The organism is Bradyrhizobium sp. NBAIM18, assembly GCF_020193825.1.
GTDB classification, from domain to species: Bacteria; Pseudomonadota; Alphaproteobacteria; order Rhizobiales; family Xanthobacteraceae; genus Bradyrhizobium; species Bradyrhizobium yuanmingense.
Genome location: NZ_JADYVO010000070.1, coordinates 1 through 502 on the forward strand (window position 1 = coordinate 1; position 502 = coordinate 502).

Annotated in this window: 1 protein-coding gene; it reads right to left on the minus strand. The window is 51.0% G+C overall.

Translation table 11 applies throughout. From position 1 onward, the window contains the following. On the minus strand, positions 1-502 hold a 502-nt coding region (locus I6F17_RS37450), incomplete at both ends, for a protein rep (RefSeq protein ID WP_276573602.1).

Here is a 502-nt window from a genome sequence, read left to right on the forward strand (position 1 = left end):
CCCTACATCGTCGGCAATGACAAGATCCTCATTGGTTTCTCGATCCAACTGGAGGACGTTTTTTAGCGCCCCACCGGTCGAGATAAAACGGCGCTTGTGAAGCTGCCGCGTCAGCTCAAGAAACCACTCAGGATCGTTTGCCATATCTTCCGGTTTAACGGAGTATTTCAGCGTTTCAGCAACCGCGCTTTGCAGTTGCTCGGCAACGTTGGCCACAACCTCACCTGTCTTAGTTTTTACTGCCCGAATATCGATATTCGGCTCATAGTTCACCCGCAAGCAATCGCGCCAGAGTTCTACCCAACGTTCGTGCTTAACGTAGTTCTTCCCTTTAAACCAAGAAGGTTGCACCATCAGCAGACAGTGAAAATGCGGATGTGCGCTGCCATCCTTACCTCGCGTCACCTCCGTAGCCCTGATCCACCCCTGAACAGGTGATAGCTCCTTTCGCTTTTCCATTCGCTTAAACGCCGCATTCATTGCTGTAAGGACTGTTCCAAGT